The following is a 19,847-nucleotide window of genomic DNA, read 5'->3' on the forward strand; positions in this document are numbered from 1 at the left end:
ATTCGCCGAAATAGCGCGGTGAAACTTCACTATCTCGGTTGATCCATAGACTTTTGGTGAAAGTGCGGCGTAATAAGGATGTCGGACCTCACTATTTGCTAAGAATGTAGCGGATTCGCCGAAATAGCGCGGTGAAACTTCACTATCTCGGTTGATCCATAGACTTTTGGTGACAGTGCGGCGTAATAAGGATGTCGGACCTCACTATTTGCTAAGAATGTAGCGGATTCGCCGAAATAGCGCGGTGAAACTTCACTATCTCGGTTGATCCGTCGACTTTTGGTGAGAGTGCGGCGGAATAAGAATGTCCGATCTCACTATCGGCTCCGAATGTAGCGGGTTCGTCGAAATAGCGAGGTGAAACTTCACTATCTAGGTTGATCCATAGACTTTTGGGTGGGAGTGCGGCGGAATAAGGAGGTCTGACCTCACTATTTGCTCAGTATGTAGCGGATTCGCCGAAATAGCGCAATGAAACTTCACGATCTCGGTTGATCCATACACTTTTGGTGGGAGTGCGGCGGAATAAGGATGTCGGACCTCACTATTTGCTGAGAATGGAGCGGGTTCGCCGAAATAGCGCGGTGAAACTTCACTATCGAGGTTGCCATAGACTTTTGGGTGGGAGTGCGGCGGAATAAGGATGTCGGACCTCACTATTTGCTGAGAATGTAGCGGGTTCGCCGAAATAGCGCGGTGAAACTTCACTATCTAGGTTGCCATAGACTTTTGGGTGGGAGTGCGGCGGAATAAGGATGTCGGACCTCACTATCGGGGAATAGCAGCGAAACGTCATAAATTGAGTTTATACATTTTGATAAGTTCAGTTTTTGAGCGTATTCCAACGAGATAGCAGAGTTTTCACACCTTTAATGTCACTTTTTGAGCTTAAATCTTGCGGCTTCGGTATAGATACCGATCAGGCGGCCTAATAAGCTCAATTTTAGAGCCTAACGCGACATATAAGCCGCAGATTTGAGCTTACGGCAGGAAAACAATCAAAAAAGAGCAACCGCCGCTAAAGGCAATTGCTCTCATATTATGCATTATGTAATGGCGCGCTCGCAGGGAATTGAACCCCGATCTCAGGCTCCGGAGGCCTGCGTCATATCCATTGGACCACGAGCGCATATGAATCAGTGACAGCGAATTAAAGTATATGATAACCGGAGCCAAAAATCAAGCATAATATTCGGCCAATTCATGGAAGGCAAAAATCGATACTCGCCTGCTGCAAAAATGGTTGCAACCCTTAAAACCGTAATGTAAAATATAAGACGAAGCGAAGAAATTTTTTTGCAGCAAGTGGGACTTAAATTGCAGTGGTGGGACATTTTACGTCCAACAGTGTGTTATTAAGGTATTCAGGACACACTTGGAAGTGATGGTTTTTTACATCAAGGGCTGCTGGCGCTTTCCCAAGCGACAAGGCAGCCGCGGTAGGAGGTTCGCCGTGCGAACCGTTCTTGAATTACAGAAGGTGCTTGCACCGGACATCGTAGACACTTTAAAGAAGCGATATTCCATTCTTCGGCAAATCCGGTACTCCGGCTTGGTCGGTAGAAGAACGCTGGCATCCGCGCTGAACATGACGGAGCGGATGCTGCGGGCGGAAACCGAGTTTCTGAAGGCGCAAGGGCTGCTGGACATCGACGCCGCAGGCATGCGCGTGAACGAAACCGGGGCGGAGCTGCTCGACGAGATGGAGCCGATGATGAAGGAATGGTTCGGCCTCACGGTGCTCGAGGACAAAATCGCAGCCGCCTTCGGGCTGCGTCAAGTCGTCGTCGTGCCCGGCGACTCCGACAAGGACCCGCTCGCCAAGCGCGAGCTGGGCAAAGCCGGCGCCGCGGCGCTGACGAAAGCGGCGGGAGCCGCTGCCGCACAGGCGCCGGAACAAGACACCGGCCACCCGCTCGTAATCGCCGTAACCGGCGGCTCCACCATCGTCGAGGTAGCCGCGCATCTTAACGCATCCCCGCACCTAAGGGGGGCGCTGTACGTACCGGCGCGCGGCGGGCTCGGCGAGAGCGTCGAGCTACAAGCCGGCACGATCGCATCCGCCATGGCGAAAAAAACCGGCGGCGGCTACCGGCTCATGCACGTGCCGGACGACGTGAGCGAGGAAGCGATCCAATCGCTCATGAGCGAGCCGCATATCCGCGAAGTGGCCGACATCGTGCGTGAGGCGCGCATCGTCGTGCACGGCATCGGCGAAGCGATCGTCATGGCGAAGCGCCGCCGCGTCGACCAAGAGACGATCCGCATGCTTCAAGAAGGCGGGGCGGTTGCCGAAGCGTTCGGCTACTACTTCAACCAAGACGGCAGCGTCGTACACCGGATGCCTACCGTCGGCCTCCGCCTGGAGGACATCGAGCGCACCGAGACGGTCATCGCCGTCGCCGGAGGCGCGAGCAAGGCGCAGGCGATTGCCGCCGTGCTCCGCAACGGGCACGAGGACGTGCTCGTCATCGACGAAGCGGCGGCGCAGCACATGCTTCAGTTCTCATGACGGATTGCCTCGAACACTGCAACTGTCGCACAACGCTCGAGACGCCGTCTTGAAATAAACATTTTTTATAAAATAGGAGGAAACCCCACATGGTAAAAGTAGGTATTAACGGTTTTGGCCGCATCGGCCGCAACGTGTTCCGCGCATCGCTGAACAATCCGGAAGTAGAAATCGTTGCAATCAACGATCTTACAGACGTAAAAACGCTCGCACACCTTCTGAAATATGATACGACTCACGGCAGACTCGACGCTTCGGTTGAAGCCGGAGAAGGCGCATTGATCGTAAACGGCAAGTCCATCAAAGTATTTTCCGAGCGCGACCCGGGCAACCTTCCTTGGTCCAGCGTAGGCGCCGAAATCGTTATCGAATCCACAGGTATTTTCACCGCGAAAGAAAAAGCTGAAGCTCACCTCAAAGGCGGCGCGAAGAAGGTTATTATCTCCGCTCCGGCTACGAACGAAGATATCACGATCGTTATGGGCGTTAACGAAGACAAGTACGATCCGGCCGCTCACACGGTCATCTCCAACGCATCTTGTACGACGAACTGCTTGGCTCCTTTCGCAAAGGTGCTTCATGAAGAGTTCGGCATCGTAAAAGGCATGATGACGACGATTCACTCCTACACGAACGACCAGCAAGTGCTCGACCTGCCGCATAAGGACCTCCGCCGCGCGCGCGCCGCTGCAGAGAACATCATTCCGTCCACGACAGGCGCGGCAAAAGCCGTTTCCCTCGTGTTGCCCGAGCTCAAAGGCAAGCTGAACGGCATGTCGTTCCGCGTTCCGACGCCGAACGTATCCGTAACCGACATTGTTGCGGAAGTATCCCGCAACGTAACGGTTGACGAAGTAAACTCCGTTCTTAAAGCTGCGGCTGAAGGCAAGCTGAAGGGCATCATGAACTATTCCGACGAGCCGCTCGTATCGAGCGACTACAACAGCGATCCGGCTTCCTCCACGATCGACGCGCTTTCGACGATGGTCGTTGAAGGCAACATGGTGAAAGTCGTTTCCTGGTACGACAACGAGTGGGGCTACTCCAACCGCGTTGTTGACTTGGCTGCATATATCGCGAAGAAAGGCCTGTAAGAGACAAAGCTCTCTCAGATCCGCGGCACGGAAGGCGCACCGGTTCTTAACGGAACGGGGGCGCCTTTCGGCGGGTTTGCGAACGTTAAGAGCTTATCCGCGGGAGGGACAAACACATGGCATATAACAAAAAGAGCGTCAAAGACGTAGATGTTTCCGGTAAAAAAGTGTTCGTGCGCGTAGACTTCAACGTTCCGCTGGAAAACGGCCGAATTACGGACGATACCCGGATCCGCGAAACGGTGCCGACGATCCAATACTTAATCGACAAAGGCGCAAAGGTAATCCTTGCAAGCCATTTGGGCCGTCCGAAGGGTCAAGTAAACGAGGAAATGCGTTTGACTCCGGCAGCCGAACGTCTTTCGGAGCTGCTCGGCCGTCCGGTTGCGAAGGCTGACGAAGCGGTAGGCGATGCAGTCAAAGCGAAGGTTAACGCGCTTAACGACGGAGACGTGCTTCTGCTCGAGAACGTCCGCTTCTATGCCGGCGAAGAGAAGAACGATCCGGAGCTTGCGAAGCAATTCGCCGAGCTTGCGGACCTGTACGTCAACGACGCGTTCGGCGCCGCACACCGCGCCCATGCGTCCACCGAAGGCATCGCGCATTATTTGCCGGCCGTTTCCGGCTTGCTGATGGAGAAGGAGCTGGCCGTACTCGGCAAGGCGCTCTCCAATCCGGACCGCCCGTTCACGGCGATTGTCGGCGGCGCGAAAGTGAAAGACAAAATCGACGTCATCAACAATTTGCTCGAAATCGCCGACAACGTCATTATCGGCGGCGGCCTTTCCTACACGTTCCTCAAGGCGCAAGGCAACGAAATCGGCAAATCGCTGGTCGACAACGAGAAGCTTGACGTAGCGCTCGGCTTTATCGAGAAGGCGAAGACGAAGGGCGTTAACTTCCTGCTGCCGGTCGACATCGTTGTAGCCGACAAGTTCGGCGCCGACGCCAACACGCAAATCGTTGACGTTACCGCGATTCCGGCTGACTGGGAAGGCATCGACATCGGACCGAAAACCCGCGAGAAGTACGCAGACGTCATCAAGTCGTCCAAGCTCGTCGTATGGAACGGACCGATGGGCGTATTCGAAATCGAGCCTTTCTCGCACGGCACTCGCGCCGTAGCGCAAGCATGCGCCGAAACGTCCGGCTACACGGTCATCGGCGGCGGCGACTCGGCGGCGGCGGTGGAGAAGTTCAATCTTGGCGACAAGATGGACCATATTTCCACGGGCGGCGGCGCGTCGCTTGAGTTTATGGAAGGCAAGGCGCTCCCGGGCGTTGTGGCTTTGAACGATAAGTAACCATCGCAAAAGTGATGTATTATGATCTGTAAGAGGCAGGAGGCGGGCATTTTGAGCAGAAAACCGATTATCGCAGGCAATTGGAAAATGTTTAAAACAGGCTCCGAAGCCGTAGCGTTTGTGAACGAAGTGAAGGATGCGGTTGCAAAGGTCGACGGCGTGGAAGCGGTCGTTTGCGCACCGTTCACGGCGCTTCCGGCATTGGTGGAGGCGGCGAAGGGCACAGCCGTCGGAGTCGGCGCGCAAAACATGCACTGGGAAGAATCCGGCGCATACACAGGCGAAGTTTCCGGTCTTATGCTGAAGGATTTAGGCGTCCAGTATGTCATCTTGGGCCATTCCGAGCGCCGCCAATACTTCGCGGAGACGGACGAAACGGTCAACAAGAAGACACATGCTGCGTTCAAGTACGGCTTAACGCCGATCGTATGCGTTGGCGAAAAGCTGGAAGAGCGCGAAGCGGGCAGCACAAAAGACGTTTGCCGCGTGCAGACGGTCGGCGCGCTGCAAGGTTTAACCGCCGAGCAAGCGGCGAGCGTCGTGATCGCTTACGAGCCGATCTGGGCGATCGGCACGGGCAAATCGTCGACGGCGGAAGACGCGAATGAAGTCATCGGCTACATCCGCAGCGTCGTCGCCGAGCAGTTCGGCGCGGATACGGCTGCGAACATCCGCATCCAATACGGCGGCAGCGTAAAGCCGGCGAACGTGCGCGAGTACCTCGGCGCGTCGGACATCGACGGAGCCCTGGTCGGCGGCGCATCGCTGGAGACGGCTTCGTACGCGGCGCTCGTCGAGGGGGCGCGGGCATGAGCGAAGCAAACGGACGCCGGCCCAAACCGGTAGCTTTGATCATTCTCGACGGTTTCGGGCTGCGCGGCGAGACGGAAGGCAACGCCGTCGCCCAAGCGAAGAAACCGAATTACGACCGCTATTGGAATACGTACCCGCATACGACATTGACCGCCCACGGCGAGGCTGTCGGTTTGCCGGAAGGGCAGATGGGCAACTCCGAGGTAGGTCACTTGAACATCGGAGCGGGACGGATCGTGTATCAGGATTTGACCCGGATTTCGAAATCGATCCGCGAAGGGGAATTTTTCGATAACGAAACGATTCTCGGCGCGATTCGCCATGCCAAAAACAACGGCAAAAAGCTTCACCTGTACGGCTTGCTATCCGACGGAGGGGTGCACAGCCATATCGAGCATCTCTTCGCGCTGCTGGACGTTGCGAAGAAGGAGCAGCTGGACGAAGTATATATCCACGCGTTCTTGGACGGCCGCGACGTAGCGCCGGACAGCGCGCAGAAATATATGAGCGCTCTCCAAGAGAAAATCGCGCAGGTCGGCGTAGGTAAAATCGCTACCGTTCAAGGCCGCTACTATGCCATGGACCGCGACAAGCGATGGGAGCGGACCGAGAAATCGTACCGCGCCATGGTGTACGGCGAAGGCCCGAAGTACACGGATCCGATGAAGGCGATTATCGAGTCGCACGAGAAATCGGTGTTCGACGAATTCGTCATGCCGACGGTCATCGTGAAAGAGGACGGCCAGCCGGTCGGTCTCGTCGAATCCGGCGACTCGGTCGTATTCTTCAACTTCCGTCCGGACCGCGCCATACAGTTGTCCCAAGTGTTTACGAACGCGGATTTCCGCGGCTTCGACCGGGGCGATAAGGCGCCGAAAAACTTGTACTTCGTCTGCTTGACGCTGTTCGACGAGTCCGTTGACGGTTTCGTCGCTTACAAGCCGAAGGAGCTCGACAACACATACGGTGAAGTGCTTGTGCAGAACGGCTTGAAGCAGCTGCGCATCGCCGAAACCGAGAAATACCCGCACGTCACGTTCTTCTTCAGCGGCGGCCGCGACGTTAAGCTGCCGGGCGAGAAGCGCGTGCTCATCAACTCGCCGAAGGTCGCCACGTACGACCTGAAGCCGGAGATGAGCGCCTATGAGGTAGCCGAAGCGTGCGTCAACGAAATCGAGTCCGACGAGCACGACGCCATCGTCCTCAACTTCGCGAATCCCGACATGGTCGGCCATTCCGGCTTGCTCGAGCCGACGATCCGCGCGGTGGAAGCGACGGACGAATGCCTCGGCAAGGTGGTCGAAGCGATCCTTGCCAAAGGCGGAGTCGCGATCATTACCGCAGACCACGGCAACGCGGACGTCGTCACGAATCCCGACGGCACGCGCAACACGGCTCACACGATCAACCCGGTGCCGCTCATCTTGACGCAAGAAGGCGTATCTTTACGGGACGACGGCATCTTGGCGGATATCGCCCCGACGCTGCTCCAATTGCTTCAGCTGAAGCAGCCGCCGGAGATGACGGGCAAAAGCTTGATCAAGTAATCCATCAACGGGATTAATGATTATGCTTATGAAATAGTAAGCAATGAAACTATTTTTTATTAAGGAGAGTGCATCTCAATGACGATCATTACAGACGTTTACGCACGCGAAGTACTCGACTCCCGCGGCAACCCGACGGTTGAGGTTGAGGTATATTTGGAGTCCGGCGCAAGAGGCCGCGCCATCGTTCCGTCCGGCGCCTCCACAGGCGCGCACGAAGCCGTTGAGCTTCGCGACGGCGACAAATCCCGTTACCTCGGCAAGGGCGTTCTGAATGCCGTAGCCAACGTAAACGACATTATCGCACCGGAAATTATCGGCCTTGACGCCCTTGAGCAAGTGCTGATCGACCGCACGATGATCGAGCTCGACGGCACGCCGAACAAAGGCAAGCTCGGCGCAAACGCGATTCTCGCCGTATCCATGGCAGTAGCTCGCGCGGCAGCTGAAGCGCTTGACGTTCCGCTGTACAACTACCTCGGCGGCTTTAACGCGAAGCAGCTTCCGGTTCCGATGATGAACATCATCAACGGCGGCGCGCATGCGGACAACAACGTCGACGTGCAAGAGTTCATGGTGCTTCCGGTAGGCGCGGAATCGTTCCAAGAAGCGCTTCGCGCAGGCGCGGAAGTGTTCCACAGCCTGAAGTCCGTTCTCAAGGAAAAGGGCCTTAACACGGCAGTCGGCGACGAAGGCGGCTTCGCTCCGAACCTCGGCTCCAACGAAGAAGCGATCCAAACGATCATCGCGGCGATCGAGCGCGCAGGCTACAAGCCGGGCGTCGATATGTTCCTCGGCATGGACGTCGCTTCCACCGAGTTTTTCAAAGACGGCAAATATACGCTGGAAGGCGAAGGCAAGTCTTTCACCTCCGCGGAATTCGTTGACCTGCTTGCTTCCTGGGTCGACAAGTACCCGATCATTACGATCGAGGACGGCTGCTCCGAAGACGACTGGGAAGGCTGGAAGCTTCTAACCGATCGTCTCGGCGGCAAGGTTCAGCTCGTAGGCGACGACTTGTTCGTAACGAACACGAACCGTTTGGCGCAAGGCATCGAGAAGGGCATCGGCAACTCGATCCTCGTCAAAGTAAACCAAATCGGCACGCTGACGGAAACGTTCGACGCGATCCAGATGGCGAACCGCGCAGGCTACACGGCTGTCATTTCCCATCGTTCCGGCGAGTCCGAGGACAGCACGATCGCCGACATCGCCGTTGCGACGAACGCCGGACAAATCAAAACCGGTGCGCCGTCCCGTACGGACCGCGTAGCGAAGTACAACCAATTGCTTCGCATCGAGGACAACTTGGGCGGTACCGCGCAATACGCAGGCAAAAATGCGTTCTTCAACCTGAAGGGCCGGTTTTAAGCTTAAAGCTTTTGGCGTACAATTGAATAAAAGCACGATTTAATTCAAAGGGGAGTCGCTCGTGGGAAGATGGATCGTTACGCTGGCATTTTTGGTGGGATCCTTCGCTCTTACGCAGTGGCTCCCTTTCTCGTCTTATTTCAAAAACGTCGACACGATGATTCACGAGTTCGGCCATGCGGCGGCCACGCTTGTGCTTTCGGGGGATGTCATGTACATTCACCTGTACGAGGATCACAGCGGCGTCACGCAATCGGCGGTGCAGGAAGGCTGGCAGGTCATTCCGGTGGCGTTGTCGGGGTATATTGCGGCGTCGTTTTTTACGGTGCTGCTGTTTTATTTGCATCATAAGTCGCGTTATCGGACCGGGCTCTTCATCGTTACGGCTGTGGCCGCGGCGAGCCTGCTCCTCTTTGTCCGCAACGATTATGGCGCACAGTGGCTGCTCGGGTTTCTCGGGTTGAACGCCGTTGCATTTTTGCTCCCGATCGGGCCTGTTCGCACGGCTTATTACTTGCTCATAGCGTTCCTTACGCTTGTGGAGTCCGTATTAAGCGCACTCACCGTGATGCTGCTGTCCTGGAACGATGCGAAAGCGGCCGGAGACGCGGCGAATTTGGCCGGTGCGACCGGAGTTCCTGCGATCGTTTGGGGCGTGCTGTTTTTCCTGATCGCCATGTGGAGCGCCAAGAAGGCGATCGGATTTTTCGTCCCCTCCTCGAAAAAACGAAAGCAAGACCGAGCGTTTCCTATGTAGTTGACTTTGAATTTTTCGGCCGGGCGGGACATACGTCCAATCGACAGGAGCGGAGGGCGCATACCCTAACATTGGAAAGAGTCGCTAAGACTCAATAATTCCAATGGAGGTGCAGCAGCATGTCGGCAGTTAAAGGCGGCTTGTATACCAGCACGGGTGTCATCCTCGTTCTGTTCATCCTTCTTGTCATCATTTCCCGCACGTTCTATTGGGGGTATTGATGCATAGCGGGCAGTGCCGAAGGGGGCCGACTCCGCAATATTGGCGGCCCTTTCGGTCTTTACATACGCCGGGACCCGTGGACATATGGTTGTCTTTCCAGCTAAAGTGTGCTAGTATGAGATTTACGTGAGCATTTGGCGCTGGAGGTGGAAGTTGTGGCATTTTGGGAACCGTTTTTTAAAATGCTTCTTATTATCTTTTCTATAGGGTTGATTGCGATTGTTCTGCTGCAGAAAGGGAAGAGCGCAGGGCTGTCCGGCGCGATTACCGGCGGTGCGGAGCATCTGTTCGGCAAGCAGAAGGCGCGCGGATTGGACTTGCTGCTTCAGCGTCTGACGATGGCGTTCGCGGCGGGCTTCTTTATTTTGACGATTGTAGTCGCATATGTTGTCGGATAGGAACATTTATACACGAATGAGACGATCATACAGCAGGTGAAACTATGCCTGCTGTTTTTTGTTTTTCTCCCCGGGGTACACTGTATAAAGAGCAGATTAAGAAATGAAGGATCGACCGCGGGTCGAGGAAGAGATCGAGGTGAGGTTTTTTACATGGTAACAAGGCAGGAATTGCTTGATTTTATGCGCGAGGGCGCCTATAAGCCGATGACGGTGCAGGAGCTGACGGTGCAATTTGACGCCGAGGGCGCGGAATCGTTTAAAGAGCTTGTGAAGCTTCTGAACGAAATGGAGAACGACGGGGACATATTGCGCACGCGCACGGACCGTTACGGCGTGCCGGAGCGAATGAATTTGATCCGGGGGCGGCTTCAAGCGCATCCGAAGGGCTTCGGGTTTTTAATTCCGGACGACCGGGAGCTCCAGGATATTTACATTCATGCGAACGATATGAAGGGCGCGATGCAGAACGACATCGTGCTCGGCCGGGTAACCGGACACAGCGGGCCTAACGGCAGCAGGCTCGAGGGCGAAGTCGTGCGGGTCGTGAAGCGGTCGAACACCGAGATCGTCGGAACGTTCGAGAGCCATGAGACGTATGCGTTCGTGCTGCCGGACGATAAGAGGATTCAGAAAGATATTTTTGTGCCTCGGGAGCATTTCATGGGCGCAGTCACCGGTCAAAAGGTCGTCGTAAAGCTGATCAATTATCCGGATGGACGAGCTGCGGCGGAAGGCGAAGTTATCGAAATTTTAGGTCATAAGGACGATCCCGGCGTCGATATTTTGTCCATTATCCGGAAGTTCGGTTTGCCGGAGGCGTTCCCTGAAGAGGTGATGGCCGAGGCGGAGGCCGCGCCGGATACGATTCGTGAAGAGGAGCTGGCCGGACGCCGCGATTTGCGCGATCGCGTGATCGTAACGATCGACGGCGAGGACGCGAAGGATTTGGACGATGCGGTGAATGTGGAGCGGCTCGAGAACGGAAACTATTTGCTGGGCGTACACATTGCGGACGTAGGCTATTATGTGCGCGAGGGCTCGGCGCTGGATCGGGAAGCCTACAATCGCGGTACGTCCGTTTATTTGGTCGACCGGGTTATACCGATGCTGCCGCATCGGCTGTCAAACGGGATTTGTTCGTTGAACCCGCGCGTGGACCGCTTGACGATGTCCTGCGATATGGAGATCGACCCGAACGGGCGCATCGTGCGGCACGAAATTTACCCGTCCGTCATTAAGACGGTGGAGCGGATGACGTATTCGAACGTGAGAAAGCTGGTTGACGAAGGGGCGGAGGAAGGGGAGGAATATGCCGAGCTGTCCGCCCGGTACTCCGGATTGCTCCCTATGTTCCGAACGATGAAGGAGCTGGCGATGATTTTGCGGTCGAAACGGATGCGCCGCGGAGCGATCGATTTCGACTTTACAGAGTCCAAGGTGCTTGTGGATGAGTCGGGAAAGCCGGTCAATATCGTCAAAAGGCCGCGCTCCATCGCCGAAATGATCATCGAGGAGTTCATGCTGGCGGCGAACGAGACGGTGGCGGAGCATTTTCATTATTTGAAAGTGCCGTTCCTTTACCGGATTCACGAGGATCCGGACCAGGAGAAGCTGTCGCATTTCATGCAGTTCATTACGAATTTCGGCTATGTGGTGAAAGGGAAGGGGAATACGGTACATCCGCGCGCACTGCAGTCTCTGCTTGAAGAGATTAAGGGCACGAAGGAGGAAACCGTCATTTCCACCGTCATGCTCCGGTCGATGAAGCAGGCGAAGTACGACGCGGAATCGCTCGGACACTTCGGCTTGGCGGCCGAGTTTTACTCGCATTTTACGTCGCCGATTCGGCGCTACCCTGACCTTGTCATCCACCGGATCATGCGGGAGGTTCTGCTTGGCGGCGGCATTCTGTCCGACGCGCGGTCGGATTATTTGGCCGGGCGCATGCCGGAAATTGCACAGCATTCGTCCGAGCGCGAGCGGCTGGCGGTAGATGCGGAGCGGGAGACGGATGCGCTGAAGAAGGCCGAGTTCATGCTCGATAAGATCGGCGAGGAGTTCGAGGGCATTATCTCGTCCGTGACGGCTTTCGGCATGTTCGTCGAGCTGGAGAACACGGTGGAGGGCTTAGTACGGCTCAGCGATATGACCGACGACTATTACCACTTCCACGAGCTGCAGCTTGCGCTGATCGGAGAGCGGACGTCGAAAATTTTCCGCATCGGCGACGAGGTGAAGGTGCGCGTTGCGCGCGTCAACGTGGATGAGCGGACGATCGACTTCGAGATGGTCGATATGAAGTCGCGCGCCGGCGGCAAGGCGAGCTTTATTCGCACGCCGGAGGCGATCGCGCGCGGCAAACTCGGCGGCGGCAAGGGCGCCGCCGGGAAGCGCGGCAAGCAGCGCAGCAGCCGGCCGAAGGTGTTCGCCGCCGAAGGCGCGCCGGAGCGGCGCTCGAACGGACGCCGCGGTGCCGCCGGAGGCGGCGGAGGCGGCGGTGCTGCTGGCGGGCGCGGTGCGGGTGCCGGTACAGGCGCGGGTACAGGTGCCGGTCGTGCCGGCGGAGGCAAGAAAGATTTTTGGGGCTTTGCTGCGACCGGGGGAGGCCTCGGCGCCAACGGGAGCGATCCCGAGTTGAACGGATCGGGCTCGCGTGAGGTTGGCGGCGGCGGCGGGTCCCGCAAGGGCAAGAAGGGCGGGCCCGGCGGCTTCGGCAAGGGCGGCTTCGCCGGCAGCGGTGCCGGCAAAGCGGGCGGAGCCCCGGCGAAGGACGACAAGCGGCGCGGCAAAAAGCGCCGCGGCGACGGCCCGACCATTCTCGCCGTAGAGGCGTCCGCGGAGCTGGCGGCGCCGTTGTTCCCGAGAGCCGACGGCGTTGTCGGCGGGGCCGGGAAGCGCCGCAAGAAGAAAAAGCGCAAGGATTAGTCGGTTTTAGCGGCGGGTTAAGTGCGTTTGAAGCACTTAACCCGTTGCTGTTGTTTGCTGTGGTGTGCGATAACGGATTTGCAAGTACTTAATTGAGGTTGAATGACGTATATGTTAGTTATTGACGGGAATATAGTGTGGTTGGGGATGCGCTATGTATAAGTTCAAAAAACTGACTTTATTCAAAGGGATAAGTTCAAATTGTAAACTTATTTCAGCACGGAGGCGGTCGGTCCGCACATGTTGTGTCACTTTTTGAGCTTATCCGCTGCACTTACCGCACATCCACCATTCTTCCCGCTCTAGTAAGATCGTTTTTTGAGTCTAACTTCAGCAATAAGCTCGGTTTTTGCGCTTACAGTTTCGTTTTCCGATCTGCTTAGCGTGGTACCGCCTTCCACTTGATTTTGCGCCATGCTGTTGGTATCATTATAGTTCGAACCATTTTGGCGTGGAGGGTGTGAATGTCATGGCGAAGAAAGCAGAAGGCAAACAGCTTGCCCAAAACCGAAAAGTTTCGCATGACTACTTCATTGAGGACACCTATGAAGCGGGCATCGTGCTGATGGGCACCGAGATCAAGGCACTGCGGGCAGGAAAAGCGAACATTTCCGACGCTTTCGCGACGATCCGAAATGGAGAGATGTTCATCCATAACATGCATATATCTCCGTTCGAGCAGGGCAACCGGTTCAATCCGACGGACCCGACGCGGGCGCGGAAGCTGCTTCTTCATAAGAAGGAGATCAGCAAGCTGCTGGGGCTGTCCAAGCAAGAAGGGTATACGCTCGTTCCGCTGAAGGTGTACATCAAGAACGGCTTTGCCAAGATGCTGATCGGCCTCGCCAAGGGTAAGAAAAACTACGATAAGCGCGAATCCGCCGCTAAGAAGGATGCGCAGCGCGATATCCAGCGGGCGCTCAAGGAAAAGCAGAAGGTGGCGCGTTAAACCGTAAGTACCACGAGTCTCCATCGTTTCGGTGAGCGGTTCGTGATATAATATTTATGTATCCATTTTTAATTCGGGGGCGTTTTTGGATTCGACGGGAATAGTTCGAGCATAGGTAGCGGGTAGTGGGGACGCGGCCACTTTAATAACGCTAAAGCCATAATAAATGGCAACCGTACAACTTCTTACGCAGTAGCAGCTTAATAACCTGCTCTCGTGCTTCTACCCTGCATCGCCCATGTGCCGGGATAGGGGCTAACTCTTAGTGGGATACGCCGATCGGTCTCCGCCTGGGGTCGATCGGAAGAAGACAATCAGGCTGATCCAGCCCGAAGCCGGTTCCGGGGCGTCGGCTGGATGACCTTAATACCGTAACTACACCCGTAGAAGCTTATGTGCCGTTATTTTCGGACAGGGGTTCGACTCCCCTCGCCTCCATACCATGAAGAAGGCTCCGACCTAATTGGTCGGGGCCTTTCTTCATATGGAGGCAGAGAGGGGAGGCGAAGCCCCAGGGAAGGGGTTCGGCCGCGCGCAGGGAGCGAAGCGGACGAGCACGTGTATCCAAATCTACCGCTGCGGTTTGCATTATCGAATTGGCTTCGAAAGCTAGTTAAATCATGATTTGGATTCTCCCCCTCGCCTCCATACACGACAAAGGGCCCTAACCTATTGGCTAGGGTCCTTTGTCATTTCAAGGAGACAAGATAGGGGAACCTACTGATAAAATTGAGTGTAATGATTGGCCAAGAATAATTGAAGATAATCGCCAAAACTCACTTCTGTCAGGTCTTGGGCATCTTCCCATTCGAAGCAACGTATATTCTTTAATAACGAAAAAAATGAGGGGTTCTTGAGAAGCTCTATAACGAGACTGTTTTTACTGCTAATTCCTTTTGAATCATTATTTTGATTGACAATAATTGTACGTATCATACCAAGCAGAATATCTACTAACTCAACACCAATTTCTTGGCCCTTCGGTATCAAAAGGCTGTCATTAACAATGAAACGCTCTCCACGATATAAAGATTGTACATTCAACTGATCCTTTAGTCGTTCATGGAGTTTGAAGGTCTGATATTCGCTCGAGTCCTCGATTTTCAAGTTTGCCTCAATGAACACGTTTCTTCCATACCTTCTTAACAGACCATATATTATTCTTTCGGGGAATTTTGTATAAATCATTTCCTCAGTAATGTATCTTGAGAACCCGTTCTTATTGCTAATTACGGAATAGTCGTAGTTGATAACAAAAAACTTAATAAGGTGATGGTATGTAGCAAGGATGGCGATTGTTTCAGATATGTCTGTTTTTAGTTTTTCATATCCTGTATATTCAGTCCAGTGTAATTTTAACTCGCCATCTCTTAACTTTTGAGACAAGAGTTGAAATGGAGTCGACATATATAACTGTCGCGGCATGGATAAGGCGCCCATTAGGTTGGGTTTATCTTTTCGTTTTCCGCTTTCATCAAAAAATACATCTAAAATTTCGGTTTTAGGCCTTTGCATATGTCCTCCAAAACAAAAGAGCTTTAGGCTAGAGTCGGTTTTTATTTACTTTTGGTTTAAAATCCTGTATCATGGAGTCAACAGTATCATCTCATTCCTAGGAGTGCGGTGAGTATGTCAGGCAAGAGAGTAGCTCATTTCTAGAAGTGCGCGAAATCTTTCCGAAACATGTCAACTACCTGTCCAGGTAGTTTTTTTGTTATCCTAATTTTACGCTATTAACCACAATTCTTCCATATTTATTGAACGAAAGGTAGAGATGTGGCGTCGGCTGGATGACCTCAATACCGTAACTACACCCGTAGAAGCTTATGTGCCGTTATTTTCGGACAGGGGTTCGACTCCCCTCGCCTCCATACAAAGAAGAAGGCCTCCGCCTCGATGGTGGGGGCCTTTCTTCATAAAGGATCTGCTACCCTCTCTCAAAATTTTCGCAAATGATTGCCTGCCAAACGGGATCTTCGAGACCTCGTCGTACCGGATGCACAAAATACACTTTTTCTTTGTTCGAAGCCACCTGTAGTTCAGTCAAACTGATATTGTCTCCGCACCGAGTAAAGCTTGCTATTTCTAAAGGATATGGCATAGCACGTCCCCCGGCCCGAATGGCTAAAGTAGGCAGTAACATTTCTTCTAAAGCGAATATGGAGCTAGCGGCAAGACACTTTTCCAGCTCCTTCATTCTACTGTGATCTAAGTCTGCGATGATTTTCGCCATGACCTCATGGGTATACACCTGCATGGGATTCAAGGTTCCGCAAAAGCCATCCGTACCAAAAAAAGGCTGCCATAATTCCCATTCCTTCCACATCATCTGACCCGGTACCCAATGGGGCAATTCGGACGGATTGCTTTGAAAGACCATATTTACTCCCATTAAATCATACTCTTTGAGCGCTTCTTGCAAGAATGCTTCATAACCATGGCGCAGGAATAATACATCGGAATCGACACTGACTAAATAATCGTAATCCATTATGGTTTCTTCAAGCCATATCGCCGTATCCAGAAGGTAACGTTCCAGTCTTCCGTATTGTAGCGGACGGCTATAAGGGCAAACTGGAATCCCCAGATTATCCGCAAATTTTTTATCTTTCCCGCCGTTATAGAGAACGATCTGAGCATTAGGATTGTATTTTTTTATATTTCTTATCTGGCTTTGTAATACCTCCGGTTTGTCATGCGCCAAAATTGCAAAGCAAATCATTCGCTCACCTCCATAATTCAGTTAATTGCATAAAGACACTTGCCGTGTCCACAGTTGTCTAACGACATAAAGTAAATGGTAAACAGCGGCACGGAAAGGAATGATGGAGTTGGTATCCAAGCCCAAAAATCTCACGGTTGTCTGGGGCTGTTATCAAGGCGGAGTGGAAACGGCGTTAAGTTTTCGCCTGAGATACATGAACGACGCCGGTATTGAGTCGCACTGCTATTTCCATTATCCGGGGATGGGAATTTCGAACTTCATTGGGATACCCCATCATATCTCCAATGTAAAGGAAGACTTTATTGCTTATGTGAAGCAGCATAGATTTAAATACATTACTTTCATCAATACGCTATATAATATGGAGCTTCTGAAGGAATTGGATTACAGGGTGAAGGTGATTTACGAATTGCATGGGTATGGCAGTCCGATTGAGCACGAATTACAAAAAATAAATAACTTTGAGGATCAAGGTATGATTCGCGGTGTAGTCGTACCGAGTGTTAACGTGGAAAAATGGGCTAAGCAGCAGTTGTCCAAGCGGCCGGATATTCGTGTGTTTGTGGCTACCAATACCCTTGATATGGAGAAGTTTCGCTATACAAGCAATGTTGACAGGTTTGTTAAAGAGTCCAGGCTTCGTGGAAGTTGGTTGACATCGCCTCTGCTTGGCTGGGTTGGCCGCATCGACTCAAATAAAAATTGGAGCTTGCTTCTTGATATATTTCGATTATTAAGATTGGAAATTCCGCAAATGAGGCTTCTCCTAGCGGGCGATCTTACGACAAGCCGGGATCTGGATCGGTTTTATAGAAAAGCCGCCAAATACAAATTGGTAAAATATTTGCGGACTTTGCCGAATATTCCATATCATTCAATGCCAATGTACTACTCATTGATTGCAAAATCAGGCGGGCTTCTGATCTCCACTTCACGTTCCGAAGGATACCCGTATCATTTATTAGAGGCGCAAGCTTGCGAATGCCCGGTTGTCTGCACAAATATTCCCGGCAGCATGGAACTCGTAAAGAATGGGGATACCGGCTTTACGTATTCATTAGATAATCCGAAAGAGGCTGTAGAAATTGTCAAAAAACTTATGGCAGTGAAACAAAAAAGAAGCCAAATTCAGCAAAATGCAAGAAGCCGGGCGCTGTCTTGCAATGCTATCGACCGAAACATATCTGTATATATCGACTGGCTGCAAGGATTGGGTAAGCGGGAAGAAGCGACCCTTGCACATATTTCAGGGAGGGGTGGCGATTCATGCATGGAACCGGAACGAATCGAATTAAAATTCCCGGCCACTCCGGATGCGAATTAGAGTTAATCATGGAGCCTTCTCAATCCGTACCTTCTTTCATAATAAAAAGTACCAAGGATCCGCGTTATTTTGAACGGTTGCTTCGGCAAAGCCGAAAGCAGCAGGATTTTATGAATCGAAACAAGCTTCCTTTCCTGACAACGCCAAAGATTGTCTCCGCCGGAGTTAATGAGAATAAAGCATATATCTTAATGGAATATTGCAAATCAATGGATTTTATCGAATTCCTTAGTGTTGCAAATGTAGCGAATCTTGAAAGCTTTTGTGGTCGATTAATCTGTTTCGTTGAGGACAATATAAAGAACTCCATGAACTTACCTCTAGACAAAGAGGCTGTGGAACGGAAGGTCGTTTCCATTTGTAAAGCCGTAGAGGAACAGCCCTTGATTTCAACCCCCAGCAAAAGTGAACTGGTTAAGTTTCTGATGCAGTATTGCGATACGATGCCCAATTGGGAACTCCCGGTGGGGGTTTGCCATGGAGATTTAACGTTCTCCAATATTTTATTTAGAAAATCAGGCGGGCAGATCGTTCTGATTGATTTCTTAGATACCTTTATAGAGACTCCGCTGCAAGATTTGGTAATAATACGACAGGACACCCGTTACCTGTGGTCGTTAATGCTCATTCCGGACAGGAGCTACGATAAAGTTAAGACTAAGACAGCTTTGCGATTTATTGATCGGATGATCGATCGGCATTTTTCACAATACGATTTTTATAACATTGGTTACCGCTATTTTCAAATTTTAAATTTTGCAAGAATTGTTCCTTATGTTAAAAGCCAACAGCTAATGAATGAAGTTATCAAAACAATTACGACATTATGAGGAGGAATTGACGGATGCATTTGATCATACCGGCAGCCGGTAAGTCCTCAAGATTTCCGAATATGCGTCCGAAATGGATGCTAACTCACCCTAACGGACAATTGATGGTTACCGAAGCAATCAAGGGTTTGCCTTTAGAGGAATTCGAGTCTGTCACGCTCGTAACGCTAAAAAAACAAATGGAACAGTATGGTTGTTTAGATGGTATTCGTGCGGCGTTTCACAATGAGTTTCCAAAATTGAAGCTGCGGATCTTACAATTGGACGAAGCCACTCAATCCCAGCCGGAGACGGTGGCTCAAGCGATTGAGAGGATGGGGTTAACAGGCCCAATTTTCATTAAAGATACGGATAATTACTTTGAGACAACGCTAAGGACGGATAATTTTGTATGCACTTATCGTTTGGAGCAAACGACTTGCATAAATCCTGGAAATAAAAGCTACGTAACCGTTAATGATGACGGATACCTGGATAACATTGCCGAAAAGCAAATGATAAGCTCCGCATTTTGTGTCGGCGGGTACGGATTTGAAAGTGCGGAACAATTCGTATCCTACTTTAAACAGATGGAAAACTCTAATGACCTTTATATTTCCCATTTAATCTATGCAATGATGCTGGACGACATTCGTTTCCATGAGGTTCCCGCCAGCCTGTATCATGACTGGGGGACTCTGAAGGACTGGGAGCGCCATAAGCAAGGTTTTGCTACGTTGTTTATTGATTTAGACGGCGTGTTGGTATATAACTCGTCGCAATATATGAAACCTTCTTGGGGAGAAAGCGCCGCAATCCAGTCAAATGTCGAGTTTATAAATCGATTGTATGAAACGGGAAAAGTCCAAATTATTATAACTACTTCCCGCAGTAAAAAATTTAAAAGGTCCACGATAGAACAACTCAAGCAAGCAGGGATCAAATACAATGATATTTTGTTTGGGCTCAACCATGCCAAGCGAATTATTATCAATGATTACTCCGCCACAAACCCCTATCCAAGTTGTATTGCCCTGAATATGAAGCGGGATTCCCAAGAGCTGCGCGAGCTCCTGTTAAGGTATTTGTAAGAA

The 19,847-nt window shown here is 52.3% G+C and carries 16 protein-coding genes, 1 tRNA gene and 1 other RNA gene; 15 read left to right on the forward strand and 3 right to left on the reverse strand.

Annotated elements, in window-relative coordinates; genetic code table 11:
• Nucleotides 1–1,054: 1,054 nt before the first annotated feature.
• Nucleotides 1,055–1,129, reverse strand: a tRNA-Arg gene (locus tag PT964_RS01945).
• A gap of 324 nt (nucleotides 1,130–1,453) precedes the next feature.
• Between PT964_RS01945 and PT964_RS01950 the strand changes: the two genes are divergently transcribed.
• The 12 genes from PT964_RS01950 (at nucleotide 1,454) to ssrA (ending at nucleotide 14,336) form a co-directional block, all read left to right on the forward strand.
• On the forward strand, nucleotides 1,454–2,512 hold the full coding sequence (locus PT964_RS01950) for a sugar-binding transcriptional regulator (RefSeq protein WP_274361636.1): 1,059 nt from the start codon (nucleotides 1,454–1,456) through the stop codon (nucleotides 2,510–2,512).
• A gap of 89 nt (nucleotides 2,513–2,601) precedes the next feature.
• Nucleotides 2,602–3,606: a type I glyceraldehyde-3-phosphate dehydrogenase gene (gene gap, locus PT964_RS01955; RefSeq protein ID WP_274361637.1), complete on the forward strand. Its 1,005-nt coding sequence runs from the start codon at nucleotides 2,602–2,604 to the stop codon at nucleotides 3,604–3,606.
• Between the two features lie 116 nt (nucleotides 3,607–3,722).
• Nucleotides 3,723–4,910 carry a phosphoglycerate kinase gene (locus tag PT964_RS01960; protein WP_274361638.1) on the forward strand — a complete coding sequence of 396 codons (1,188 nt, stop codon included), beginning with the start codon at nucleotides 3,723–3,725 and terminating at the stop codon, nucleotides 4,908–4,910.
• 51 nt (nucleotides 4,911–4,961) lie between these two features.
• On the forward strand, nucleotides 4,962–5,723 hold the full coding sequence (gene tpiA / locus PT964_RS01965) for a triose-phosphate isomerase (RefSeq protein WP_274361639.1): 762 nt from the start codon (nucleotides 4,962–4,964) through the stop codon (nucleotides 5,721–5,723).
• Nucleotides 5,720–7,270: a 2,3-bisphosphoglycerate-independent phosphoglycerate mutase gene (gene gpmI, locus PT964_RS01970; RefSeq protein WP_274361640.1), complete on the forward strand. Its 1,551-nt coding sequence runs from the start codon at nucleotides 5,720–5,722 to the stop codon at nucleotides 7,268–7,270. Before tpiA ends, gpmI begins: the two co-directional genes overlap by 4 nt.
• A gap of 78 nt (nucleotides 7,271–7,348) precedes the next feature.
• Nucleotides 7,349–8,641, forward strand: coding sequence for a phosphopyruvate hydratase (gene eno, locus PT964_RS01975; RefSeq protein ID WP_274361641.1), 1,293 nt, complete (start codon nucleotides 7,349–7,351; stop codon nucleotides 8,639–8,641).
• Between the two features lie 61 nt (nucleotides 8,642–8,702).
• Nucleotides 8,703–9,398: a M50 family metallopeptidase gene (locus PT964_RS01980; protein WP_274361642.1), complete on the forward strand. Its 696-nt coding sequence runs from the start codon at nucleotides 8,703–8,705 to the stop codon at nucleotides 9,396–9,398.
• A 119-nt stretch (nucleotides 9,399–9,517) separates the two neighbouring features.
• On the forward strand, nucleotides 9,518–9,619 hold the full coding sequence (locus PT964_RS01985; RefSeq protein WP_274361643.1) for a YjcZ family sporulation protein: 102 nt from the start codon (nucleotides 9,518–9,520) through the stop codon (nucleotides 9,617–9,619).
• A 183-nt stretch (nucleotides 9,620–9,802) separates the two neighbouring features.
• Entirely contained in the window at nucleotides 9,803–10,018 is a 216-nt protein-coding gene (secG, locus tag PT964_RS01990) for a preprotein translocase subunit SecG (protein ID WP_274361938.1), read from the forward strand.
• Between the two features lie 153 nt (nucleotides 10,019–10,171).
• On the forward strand, nucleotides 10,172–12,946 hold the full coding sequence (gene rnr, locus PT964_RS01995) for a ribonuclease R (protein WP_274361644.1): 2,775 nt from the start codon (nucleotides 10,172–10,174) through the stop codon (nucleotides 12,944–12,946).
• 469 nt (nucleotides 12,947–13,415) lie between these two features.
• Nucleotides 13,416–13,895: an SsrA-binding protein SmpB gene (gene smpB, locus PT964_RS02000; protein WP_274361645.1), complete on the forward strand. Its 480-nt coding sequence runs from the start codon at nucleotides 13,416–13,418 to the stop codon at nucleotides 13,893–13,895.
• A 75-nt stretch (nucleotides 13,896–13,970) separates the two neighbouring features.
• Nucleotides 13,971–14,336: a transfer-messenger RNA gene (gene ssrA, locus PT964_RS02005) on the forward strand.
• Nucleotides 14,337–14,612: 276 nt separating this feature from the next.
• Here the strand turns inward: ssrA and PT964_RS02010 are convergent.
• Entirely contained in the window at nucleotides 14,613–15,410 is a 798-nt protein-coding gene (locus PT964_RS02010; protein WP_274361646.1) for a hypothetical protein, read from the reverse strand.
• Between the two features lie 412 nt (nucleotides 15,411–15,822).
• Complete coding sequence (locus PT964_RS02015) at nucleotides 15,823–16,617, reverse strand: hypothetical protein (protein ID WP_274361647.1); 795 nt, start codon at nucleotides 16,615–16,617, stop codon at nucleotides 15,823–15,825.
• A 100-nt stretch (nucleotides 16,618–16,717) separates the two neighbouring features.
• On the opposite strand from PT964_RS02015, the gene PT964_RS02020 reads away from it, so the two are divergent.
• The 3 genes from PT964_RS02020 to PT964_RS02030 are packed head-to-tail and all read left to right on the forward strand — an operon-like array spanning nucleotide 16,718 to nucleotide 19,844.
• Nucleotides 16,718–17,944, forward strand: a complete 1,227-nt coding sequence (locus PT964_RS02020; RefSeq protein WP_274361648.1) for a glycosyltransferase family 4 protein — start codon at nucleotides 16,718–16,720, stop codon at nucleotides 17,942–17,944.
• Complete coding sequence (locus tag PT964_RS02025) at nucleotides 17,887–18,774, forward strand: phosphotransferase (RefSeq protein WP_274361649.1); 888 nt, start codon at nucleotides 17,887–17,889, stop codon at nucleotides 18,772–18,774. Before PT964_RS02020 ends, PT964_RS02025 begins: the two co-directional genes overlap by 58 nt.
• A gap of 14 nt (nucleotides 18,775–18,788) precedes the next feature.
• Nucleotides 18,789–19,844, forward strand: a complete 1,056-nt coding sequence (locus tag PT964_RS02030) for a hypothetical protein (RefSeq protein WP_274361650.1) — start codon at nucleotides 18,789–18,791, stop codon at nucleotides 19,842–19,844.
• Nucleotides 19,845–19,847 lie beyond the last annotated feature (3 nt).

Origin of the sequence: Paenibacillus thermotolerans (assembly GCF_028745515.1) — a bacterium.
In the GTDB taxonomy this organism is placed as follows: domain Bacteria; phylum Bacillota; class Bacilli; order Paenibacillales; family YIM-B00363; genus Paenibacillus_AE; species Paenibacillus_AE thermotolerans.

Bases quoted from the DNA above. Each gene is read 5' to 3' on its own strand.
- gap (WP_274361637.1), top strand. From the start codon at position 2,602: ATGGTAAAAGTAGGTATTAACGGTTTTGGCCGCATCGGCCGCAACGTG.
- PT964_RS01960 (WP_274361638.1), top strand. From the start codon at position 3,723: ATGGCATATAACAAAAAGAGCGTCAAAGACGTAGATGTTTCCGGTAAA.
- gpmI (WP_274361640.1), top strand. From the start codon at position 5,720: ATGAGCGAAGCAAACGGACGCCGGCCCAAACCGGTAGCTTTGATCATT.
- eno (WP_274361641.1), top strand. From the start codon at position 7,349: ATGACGATCATTACAGACGTTTACGCACGCGAAGTACTCGACTCCCGC.
- PT964_RS01985 (WP_274361643.1), top strand. From the start codon at position 9,518: ATGTCGGCAGTTAAAGGCGGCTTGTATACCAGCACGGGTGTCATCCTC.
- secG (WP_274361938.1), top strand. From the start codon at position 9,803: ATGCTTCTTATTATCTTTTCTATAGGGTTGATTGCGATTGTTCTGCTG.
- rnr (WP_274361644.1), top strand. From the start codon at position 10,172: ATGGTAACAAGGCAGGAATTGCTTGATTTTATGCGCGAGGGCGCCTAT.
- smpB (WP_274361645.1), top strand. From the start codon at position 13,416: ATGGCGAAGAAAGCAGAAGGCAAACAGCTTGCCCAAAACCGAAAAGTT.
- PT964_RS02010 (WP_274361646.1), bottom strand. From the start codon at position 15,410: ATGCAAAGGCCTAAAACCGAAATTTTAGATGTATTTTTTGATGAAAGC.
- PT964_RS02015 (WP_274361647.1), bottom strand. From the start codon at position 16,617: ATGATTTGCTTTGCAATTTTGGCGCATGACAAACCGGAGGTATTACAA.
- PT964_RS02020 (WP_274361648.1), top strand. From the start codon at position 16,718: ATGATGGAGTTGGTATCCAAGCCCAAAAATCTCACGGTTGTCTGGGGC.
- PT964_RS02025 (WP_274361649.1), top strand. From the start codon at position 17,887: ATGCATGGAACCGGAACGAATCGAATTAAAATTCCCGGCCACTCCGGA.
- PT964_RS02030 (WP_274361650.1), top strand. From the start codon at position 18,789: ATGCATTTGATCATACCGGCAGCCGGTAAGTCCTCAAGATTTCCGAAT.